Origin of the sequence: Nonomuraea sp. NPDC005501 (assembly GCF_040605905.1) — a bacterium.
Lineage (GTDB): Bacteria > Actinomycetota > Actinomycetes > Streptosporangiales > Streptosporangiaceae > Nonomuraea.
The window spans coordinates 49,771-59,338 of the sequence record NZ_JBEXDT010000060.1 but is presented as its reverse complement, the minus strand read 5'-3'; the positions used below and the strand labels follow the sequence as shown (position 1 = coordinate 59,338).

The 9,568-nt window shown below is 71.2% G+C and carries 7 protein-coding genes; 4 read left to right on the top strand and 3 right to left on the bottom strand.

What is annotated here, in order from left to right:
- Window positions 1–226: 226 nt before the first annotated feature.
- Window positions 227–964 (bottom strand): methyltransferase domain-containing protein, encoded by a 738-nt coding sequence (locus ABZS51_RS26565; protein ID WP_355446169.1) that lies wholly within the window; start codon window positions 962–964, stop codon window positions 227–229.
- Between the two features lie 1,860 nt (window positions 965–2,824).
- Between ABZS51_RS26565 and ABZS51_RS26560 the strand changes: the two genes are divergently transcribed.
- On the top strand, window positions 2,825–4,231 hold the full coding sequence (locus ABZS51_RS26560) for a hypothetical protein (RefSeq protein ID WP_355446166.1): 1,407 nt from the start codon (window positions 2,825–2,827) through the stop codon (window positions 4,229–4,231).
- A gap of 105 nt (window positions 4,232–4,336) precedes the next feature.
- Here ABZS51_RS26560 and ABZS51_RS26555 read toward each other — a convergent pair whose 3' ends face one another.
- Window positions 4,337–5,278, bottom strand: a complete 942-nt coding sequence (locus ABZS51_RS26555) for an MBL fold metallo-hydrolase (protein WP_355446163.1) — start codon at window positions 5,276–5,278, stop codon at window positions 4,337–4,339.
- 76 nt (window positions 5,279–5,354) lie between these two features.
- On the opposite strand from ABZS51_RS26555, the gene ABZS51_RS26550 reads away from it, so the two are divergent.
- Entirely contained in the window at window positions 5,355–5,900 is a 546-nt protein-coding gene (locus tag ABZS51_RS26550; RefSeq protein WP_355446160.1) for a single-stranded DNA-binding protein, read from the top strand.
- 45 nt (window positions 5,901–5,945) lie between these two features.
- Here the strand turns inward: ABZS51_RS26550 and ABZS51_RS26545 are convergent, their stop codons facing one another.
- Window positions 5,946–7,688, bottom strand: coding sequence for a DUF1015 domain-containing protein (locus ABZS51_RS26545; RefSeq protein ID WP_355446157.1), 1,743 nt, complete (start codon window positions 7,686–7,688; stop codon window positions 5,946–5,948).
- 198 nt (window positions 7,689–7,886) lie between these two features.
- Between ABZS51_RS26545 and ABZS51_RS26540 the strand changes: the two genes are divergently transcribed.
- Window positions 7,887–8,231: a tetratricopeptide repeat protein gene (locus ABZS51_RS26540; RefSeq protein ID WP_355446154.1), complete on the top strand. Its 345-nt coding sequence runs from the start codon at window positions 7,887–7,889 to the stop codon at window positions 8,229–8,231.
- A gap of 357 nt (window positions 8,232–8,588) precedes the next feature.
- Window positions 8,589–9,560 (top strand): HAD-IIA family hydrolase, encoded by a 972-nt coding sequence (locus tag ABZS51_RS26535; protein WP_355446152.1) that lies wholly within the window; start codon window positions 8,589–8,591, stop codon window positions 9,558–9,560.
- Window positions 9,561–9,568 lie beyond the last annotated feature (8 nt).

Here is a 9,568-nt window from a genome sequence, read left to right as displayed (position 1 = left end):
TGGGAGAGTAGGTCACCGCCGGACAATCTTTTGATGGGGGTCCATGCGGGTCTGGCATTCGTGCCGGGCCTGTGTGGGCCCCTTTCGCATGCCCGGAGGCGTCCACGCCGGGCGACCATCGGGCCCGATGGGCCGGCCGGACATATACCGGCAGACACACGGGCCCTGGTCGGGCCATGACGCACACATGCTCCTGGCGCGCAGCTTCACCGGAACACGCCGGACATCACTGTCGTGCCACGAACACACCCCAGCCCAGGTACTGCCGGCCGTACTGCAGGTGCGCACGGCGAGACTTGTCCAGGAAGTCGCGGATCGCCGGCGCGTCAGAGTCGTCGGGATTGGCGCGTAGCCAGTCGCTCAGCGTCCACCACTGGCTCGCCACGTACCGATCCCAGCTGTCCGGGTCGGCCAGCACCATCTCCACCAGCTCGAAGCCGGCGCTCTCCAGTTGTTCCGCCGTACCGGCCAGCGAGGTGAACGTCCCTTCGGGGATCTCCATGGTCTCGTACACCTCCGCGGGCGGCGGAGACTGCCAGAAGCACTCGCCGACCAGCGCGATCCCGTCCCGGCGGAGCGGTCGCCGCATGAGGTCCAAGGTTCCCGTCAGCCCGCCGCCTATCCACGTCGCGCCGATGCAGGACACGATGTCGTACGAGTCCGCCTCCGTCTCGTACGTCCGCGCGTCGGCTTCGACGAAGCTCACCTGGTCGGAGACCCCGAGGTCCGTGGCGCGCTTCTTGGCCGCGTCCAGGAACGTCGAGCTGAGATCCACCCCCACACCCTGCAACCCGTAGCGGGACGCCCAGCGACTGAGCATCTCGCCCTTCCCGCAGGCGAGATCCAGTTGCCGGGTGCCGGACCGTATGTGGCATATCTCGCCGAGCAGATTGAGCTTGTCGTGGCTGAGGGGATTAAGGATGCGGTGACGCGACTCGGCGATCTCATGGAAGCGAAGAGACATGGCTGGCAGTCTTCCTGAAAACGGCAAAGGGAGCGACCGCATTGGCTCGTCGGCGAGTCACGTGGACGTTCGGAGGCTTGCTAGTCTGGAAGGAGCGGGCCACCCCCACGGGTGGCCTTCGTCGCGTAAGGCCCGAGGACGGGCGGCGGCGAGCCACGGCGGCCGTCATATGCGATGCGGGTCCGCTGAGTGAGCCAACGAAATGGACCAGAAGTGAACAGAGACAACGGACCCGACGGCGGACAGCGCGAGGGCGGCGAACACGGGGAGAGGCGTACGTACGGGAACAGAGACGGCGGGTACGGCTCCCGAGGCAATGACCAGGGGGCGTCGCGGGGCGACCGCCCGTTCCGTTCTGACCAGCGCTCCGGCGGCCGCGACGACCGGGGGCCGCGCCGCGAGGGCGACGACCGCCGTTCCTCGCAGGACCGCGGCTCCGGCGATCGGCCCGGATACCGCGGCCGGGACGACCGTCCCGACCGTTCCGGCCGCGACGATCGCGGCCCGCGCCGTGAGGGTGGCTTCCGCGACGACCGCGGCCCCCGCCGCGAGGGTGGTTTCCGCGGTGACAGTGGGCCGCGCCGCGAGGGGGGCTACGGTGACCGTGGTCCGCGTCGTGACGATGAGCGCCGCCCGTTCCGCGACCGCGATGATCGGGGTCCGCACCGTGAGGGCGGTTTCGGTGATCGGGGTCCGCGTCGTGAGGGTGGGCAGGGCGACGGTCGTCCCCCGTTCCGCGACCGCGACGATCGCGGTCCCCGTCGTGAGGGCGGCTTCGGTGATCGGGGTCCGCGTCGTGAGGGTGGCTACGGTGATCGGGGTCCGCGTCGTGAGGGTGGGCAGGGCGACGGTCGTCCCCCGTTCCGCGACCGCGACGATCGCGGTCCCCGTCGTGAGGGTGGCTACGGCGATCGTGGTCCGCGCCGTGAGGGCGGTTTCGGTGATCGGGGTCCGCGTCGTGAGGGTGGGCAGGGCGACGGTCGTCCCCCGTTCCGCGACCGCGACGATCGCGGTCCCCGTCGTGAGGGTGGCTACGGTGACCGTGGTCCGCGCCGTGAGGGCGGTTTCGGTGATCGGGGTCCGCGTCGTGAGGGTGGGCAGGGCGACGGTCGTCCCCCGTTCCGCGACCGCGATGACCGTGGTCCCCGTCGTGAGGGCGGTTTCGGCGATCGTGGCCCGCGCCGTGAGGGCGGTTTCGGTGATCGGGGTCCGCGTCGTGAGGGTGGGCAGGGCGACGGTCGTCCCCCGTTCCGCGACCGCGACGATCGCGGTCCCCGTCGCGAGGGCGGCTACGGTGACCGTGGCCCGCGCCGCGAGGGCGGCTACGGTGACCGTGGCCCGCGCCGCGAGGGCGGCTACGGTGACCGTGGCCCGCGCCGCGAGGGCGGTTTCGGTGATCGGGGTCCGCGTCGTGAGGGTGGGCAGGGCGACGGTCGTCCCCCGTTCCGGGAGCGTGACGATCGTGGTCCTCGTCGTGAGGGTGGCTTCGGCGATCGTGGTCCGCGCCGTGAGGGTGGGCAGGGCGACGGTCGTCCCCCGTTCCGCGACCGCGATGACCGTGGTCCTCGTCGTGAGGGCGGCTACGGCGACCGTGGCCCGCGCCGCGAGGGTGGCTACGGTGACCGGGGTCCGCGTCGTGAAGGCGGCTACCGCGACGACCGGGGTCCGCGCCGTGAAGGCGGCTACCGCGACGGTGGCTCCCGTGACGGTGGCTCGCGTCCCTTCTCCCGTGACCGCGACGACCGCGAGTCAAGCGGCACCCGTGCCAGGTACGGCAGGGCGGACCGGGACGACGCTCCGCCGCGCGAGCGGCTCCCCGAGGTCGCCCCTGACATCACCGCCGAGGAGCTTGACAAGGAGGTGCGCGAGGAGCTGCGTTCCCTCCCCGGTGACCTCGCCGAGCTCGTGGGCCGGCACCTCGTCGCCGCCGAGCGGGCCCTGGAGGAGGACGATCCCGACCGGGCGCACGAGCACACCAAGGTGGCTCGCCGGTTCGCTGCCCGTATCGGCGTCGTCCGGGAGGCGGCGGGCATCGTCGCCTACCACGCGGGGCACTACTCCGAGGCGCTGAGCGACCTGCGCGCGGCCAGGAGGATGACGGGCTCCGACGCCTACCTGCCGGTGATGGCCGACTGCGAGCGTGGTCTCGGTCGTCCCGAGCGTGCCCTGGACCTCGTCCGCTCTCCGGAGGCCGAGCGCCTCGACCGGCCCGAGCGCATCGAGCTGGCCATGGTCGAATCCGGCGCCCGCCGTGACCTCGGTCAGAACGACGCCGCGGTCATCACGCTCCAGCGGCTCCCGGAGCTGCGCGACCCGGAGCCGAAGCCGTGGTCGGCGCGGCTCGCGTTCGCGTACGCCGACGCGCTGCTCGACGCCGGCCACCAGGACGCGGCGATCGACTGGTTCGCCAGGGCGATGGCCTTCGACGGCGAAGGGGAGACCGACGCAGCCGAGCGTTACGCCACGCTGACCGGTGCCGTCATCGACGACCTCGAAGAGGACTACGAGGACGACGACGACCTCGACGTACCCCTGGACGATGACGCCGCCTTCGGCGCCACGTCGTCTCAGGACGCCGAGCAATCCGAGCAGCCTCAGCACTCGGACCAGGCCGGGCACTCGGAAGCGGACGCTGAGAACGACCTCGGCGAGGAGGACTCGGACGAGGACGACTCCGATGAAGAGGACTCCGATGAAGAGGACTCCGATGAAGAGGACTCCGACGAGGAAGACGCCGATGGGGAGGACTCCGACGGGGACGACCTCGGCGAAGATGTTCGTGTCGAGGGCGGTGGATCCGCCGGGCAGCAGGCGTCCAGCGAGTCCGCGGTGACCGCCGATGCCCAGGACGTGTCCGCCGAGGACGTGTCCAAGCACGACGTCGCCGACGATGAGGGCTCCGAGGAGGGCGTGGCAGGTGGCGATGCCACACACGACGCTCCCACCAAGGCCGCTCCCGCTGACGACGCTTCCGCTGCTGCGGTCACCGAGACCGAGACCGCCGCCTCCACGGCGGGCGAGCCGAGCGACAGCCCGGCGGCCGACCCGGTAGCGGAGGGCGTTCAGCAGGCGGGGGACAGCCCGGCTGCCGCCGAGGACGGCAAGTCGGACCCCGGCGAGGCTGCCGGCTCGAAGCGGCCGGCCAAGACGAAGCCCGTGGCCGACTCCGCCCCGGACATCAACCTGGCGTTCATCGAGCCGAACTTCGGCGACATCCTGGACCAGCCTGACGAGCCTTCCGAGGACAGGCCCAAGCGCGACAGCTGACGCCGTCGTGGTCGCTCGCTGAAGGCATGTGAGACGTACCGCGAGGACAAGCAGACGGTACGGCCGGCACACCCCACGGTGTGCGGGCCGTACCGTTCGCGTGTTTCAGGACTGCGATTCTCTCGGGGAGACCCGGTTGAGCCAGTGGAGGATGCCCGCGACGTTGGAGGGGGCCCCGCTCAGCAGCTCCAGCTGCTCGGCCGCCTCGTTCTCCAGGTCCACCGCCGCGTAGCGCTCCTTGGTCTGGTCCCACACCATGGCGACGGCGTGGTCGAGGTCCATGCCTTCCGCGTGTGCCTGGCGGGTCAGATCCACCCAGACGCGCAGTTCTTCCGCGGAACGCTCGAGAGTCTCCTGAACAGCATCCACCGGCCCGTAATGGCTGAACAGCAGCCGTTGCGGCCCGAGCGCTCTGAACAGGGCGATCGAGTTGAGCGCCGTGTCCAGGTCGAAGTCCGGCGGCGGCGTGGCGGGACGCAGGTCGCCGGTCTCGGGGAGGTAGACGCCGGCCGCGTCGCCGACGTAGAGGTCGCCGGTGCCCGAGTCGACGAGGCCGATGTGGTGCTTGGCGTGGCCGGGCGAGTAGTGGCTGCTGAGCGTACGTCCGTTGCCGAGGTCGATGGCGCCGGTGTCGCCGAGCGCGACGATGCGTTCGGCCTCGGTCGGTGTGAGCTCGCCGAACAGCGTGTCGAGCTGGTCGCCCCAGACCATCCGGGCGCTGGCCATCAGCCGTGACGGGTCGGCCAGATGCCGGGCACCCTTCTCGTGTACGACGATCTGCGCGGAGGGGAAGAACTTCGCGATGTCGCCGACCCCTCCGGCGTGGTCCAGATGGATGTGGGTGACGACCACGGTCGACAGGTCGTCGGGACCCACTCCCAGCGAGGCCATGGCGTCGCGCACCACCGGTGCGGAAGTCGACGTCCCGGTCTCGACCAGGCAGGGCCGGTCAGACAGGATCAGGTACCCGGCGGTTATGCCTGAGTATCCAGCCATTTTCGTGTCGATCTCATAGACGTCGCCGCCGAGGGCGGTGATGTTGTCCACAGGAGCTCCCGAGCCAGCGGTCCGCTATCCCCAGAACGACGTTCGAGCCGCTCCGGCCTTGCCCACATCGTAGAGAGTGATCCCCACCGGAGCATCGGATGGGAGGACGACAGTGGACCGCAACGAGGTCGTGCTGGTAGGGAGGCTGTCCGCGGCAGCCGAGATCAAGAGGCTGCCCAGCGGTGACACCTTGACCAGGTGGCGCGTGGCCGTACGCAGGGACCGCCCGCACCCGAAAGGGGGCGTGATGACGGACAGCATCCCGTGCGTCACCTTCGACGCCGCGACCGCAGCCGTGGTGCGCGAGCTGAAACCGGACGATCCGCTGGAAGTGCGGGGCGCGTTCCGCTGCCGCATCTTCGGTCCGTCGTCCGGCAAGATCTGGCGCTACGAGGTGGAGGTCTTCGCCGCGGAGCCGGCCATCACCGCGTCGCTCACCGCAGAGCCGGCTACGGCGGTTTTGGATCTGTCTCCGGACGGTGAGAGCCGCCGCCCGTCCAGGCGACCGCGCGCCTCCATGCCTTCACCCGCCGCAACCGGTTCCGGTGCACTGAAGAATCGCTCTCCAGCGCGGGGTTGGCCTCAGTCCTGTGAGGATGGTGCCGAGACCAGGCCTTTGTAGATCCCGGCCGGTGCGAAGGCGGGCAGGCCACGTACGTCCTTGGCCTCAGTCGGTGGCGAAGGTGCGGAGGATCAGGCCGGTTCGGGGCTTGGGGCCGAAGGAGGTGGATTTGCGGGGTACACGTTCGCCGGCCGCGGCGACCGCCAGGACGTCGGCGACTGCGAGTGGCTTGAGGATCACCGCCGTTCCTCCCGCGCGGGCGGCCTGCTCCGCCGCGGCGCGCGCGTCGTGATGGACGATCCGGACGGTCTGCTCGTCGTCCTGCATGTCCCAGACCTTGGGCATCAGGAACTCTGTGAGGATGGAGGTGTTCAGGGCGTTCCAGCGGTCCGAGCGGTCGGCGGGCATGGCATGGGCCAGTTGCATGGGGTCGGGGTCGGTCAGCAGGTGGGTTCCCCCTTCACCGGCGAGCAGAAAGGCCGGCCCCGAGGTCGCGTCGAGTGCCGCCAGCCCTTCGGTGAGGCTGGGGTAGTCGTGGACCCGCCATGCGCCCTTCGCCCTGGCCGCCGCCTCTGTGAGGGGCAGGGCTGGGATGACTCGATGGATGGCCTTGAGGTCGGGTGGATAGGCGGAGACGTCGACCAGCAGCGCCAAGCCGAAGTCCCATGGGCCCGACTCCGGCCTGGCCGTCGACGTCTCACGTGCCTCAGGGGCGTCCGCGGTCGCGCTGCTCGTGCTGGTTCCGCGGCCGAAGGAAGCCGGGTCGGTTCGGCTGAAGGAAGCCGGGTCGGTTCGGCTGAAGGAAGCCGGGTCGGTTCGGCCGAAGGTAGTCGTGTCGGTTCGGGGAGAGGACGCCGAGTCGGTCCGGGGGGACGTCATATCGGCTTGGTCGGCGGAGGAGGTCGTGTCCGCCTGGAGAGCGGAGGCGATCGTGTCGTTCAAGGGGGAGGCGCCGGTGTCGGTGGCCGAGAGGTTGGCGGGGTGGGCGGGCGGGGTCTGGGTGCGGGCCGTGTGTTCCTGGCGCTGGAGGACCCGGTACGTGGCGTACCTGTGGTGGCCGTCCGCGATGAGGGCTTGGCGGGGGCGGAGGTCGGCGTTGACGGCGGCGATCTCGGTCGCGTCGGTGATCGCCCACAGGCGGTGCGTGAGGCCGTCCTCGGTGTGGGCCGCGACCAAGGGCTCTCGCGTGGTGGCCACCTCGTCCACGAGCCGCGTCGCGTGGCCGTCGTCGCCGTCGTACAAGAGGAAGATGGGCTCCAGATTGGCCTGGGTGGTGCTCATGAGCGCGAGCCGGTCCGCCACCGGGCCGGGGAAGACGTGCTCGTGGGGGAGGATGATGCCCTGTGTCGGGTCGGCGATGCCCACGTCGCCGATGAGGCCGCGCTGCAGGATCCCGGGGCCGCGCTGCTCGTACACGTACAGGGCCGGGAGGGCGTCCGTCGTGAGGATGCCCGCCTCCAGCCACGCGCGCAGGGTGTCACGAGCCTCCGCGTAGCGGGTCTCGTCGATGTCGGACGCCGGCGCGGGCTGGCCGTCACCGGCGTCGTTCAGGTCGGCGGGGCCACCGACTTCAGTGCTCTCTGAGCTGCCCAGGCCGCCGCCGCCGGCCAGAGGTACGGCGTCGGCGTTCCGCCTGGCGTTCGTCGGCTCGGCCGGCGTGGTGGGCCGGGGAAGGATGAGGCGGACCACGTTGTTGGGATGGGAGTTCAGCAACGCCCGGACGTCGTCGTCCGCGATCAGGTCATAGGGCGGGGAGGTGACCTTGGCGGGGTCGTCCACGGCGAAACGGACACCGCGGAAGGGGCGCAGCACCAGGCCGTCGGGAACCGGCAGTTCAGGACTCCCCATATCGGGCATGCTCCCTTAAAGGTCCGAATCTTCCAGAAGCCGCCCCAGCACCCCGTCGCGCCCGACTCCCCGTGGCGAGCCGAGCGGAGCCGTCGTCTGCCGATGAAGGAGGCCTCACGCATGGTCCAAGGTAGAAACGTCCACGATGATTCCCCCGGCACCCCCGAAGGTGACGTTTACGACTGGTACCAGCGTGGGGTGAAGCTTCTCAAGGAGGGTAGTCCGGCCGCGGCGGCCGCGCTGCTGGAGCGGGCGGCGCTCGCCGAGCCCGATTCGCGCAGCATTCTGGAGGCACTGGCGCGGGCGCAGTTCAATTCGCGGCAGTACGCGGAAGCGGCGGAGAGCTTCCGGCAGATCGTGGACGCCAACCCCGCTGAGGATTACGCCCATTTCGGTCTCGGGTTGTCGCTGTGGCGCACCGGGGACGTGGAGGGCGCTCAGGAGCCGCTGGCCATCGCGGTGGCGATGCGTCCTGACGAGCGGCACTATGTGTCGGCGTTGAAGAGCGTGCGGGCGACGTTGCGCGCACGGCGGGAGATGTGACAGGCGGCCCGGGCAGGCCCTCCGGGCCGGGTGGGTGGCCGGGGGTGTGCGGACGGGCGGCGTTAGAGTCTCCGTGGTGGTGCCGCCGTGCGAGGTGGCGCGGGCCGGACGTGGCGAGGTGTGTCCGATGTGGCGAGGCGACGGCACGTGCCTCGACGTGCGTCGAGCGCAGCGCACCACGAGAAGGGCCGTGCGATTGGTGGCGTGCCGCGTACACGTCGCGTCGTGACGGGATCGGCACATGACCCGAGGTGGCGCGGCCGCCTCTGAAGCAGAGCGTCACGTGGCGCACTTCCCGTCGCGGGCCCGGACCGTGGCGGGGAGCGGATCAAGGACCAGAGAAGCGAAAGGCGACCCGTGCTGATCGACGGTTACGACACCCTGCTGCTCGACCTCGACGGCGTGGTCTACCTGGGCAGCCACGCCGTCCCCCGCGCTCCCGAGGCGCTGGAGGAGGCGCGGGGACTGGGCGTGCGGCTGGCGTACGTGACCAACAACGCCTCCCGCACCCCCGCCGCCATCGCCGCGCACCTGCGCGAGCTGGGCGTGTCCGCCGTCGCCGGCGACGTGGTGACCTCGGCGCAGGCCGCCGCCCGGCTGGTCTCCGAGCGGGTGCCGGCGGGCTCGAACGTGCTGGTCGTCGGCGGTTCCGGGCTCCGGCTGGCGGTACGGGACCGGGGGCTCAGGCCGGTGACCACCGCGATGGACGCGCCCGTCGCGGTGGTGCAGGGCATCGCGCCCGGCCTGTCGTACGGGCTGCTGTCCGAGGGGGCGCTGGCCGTGCGGCATGGCGCGCTGTTCGTGGCGTCCAACGGCGACAGCACCATGCCGACCGGCCGGGGGGAGCTGCCCGGCAACGGGGCGATGGTGCGGGTGATCGCCGCCGCCACCGGAGTGGAGCCCGTGTACGCGGGCAAGCCGGACCCGCCGCTGCACCGCGAGTCGATGATCCGCACCGGGGCCCGGCGGCCCCTGGTCGTGGGCGATCGGCTCGACACCGACATCGAGGGCGCCACCAACGCCGGGGTCGACAGCCTGCTCGTGCTGACCGGCGTGGCGACCCCGCTGGACCTGCTCACGGCCGGACCGAGGCACCGGCCGACGTACGTCGGCGAGGGGCTGGGCGCGCTGTCGCAGCCGTATCCGGAGGTCCGGGAGGGCGCCTGCGGAGGCTGGCGGGCCCGCTGGGAGGACGGCGCGCTGTGGCTGGAGGGCGACGGCAGCCGGATCGACGGCCTGCGGGCCGCCTGTGACGCCGTCTGGGCGGCCGTGGGAGAGGGACGTGCCGAGGAGGACGCGGTCAAGCAGGCGCTGGACCGCGTGGGCTGAGACCTCGT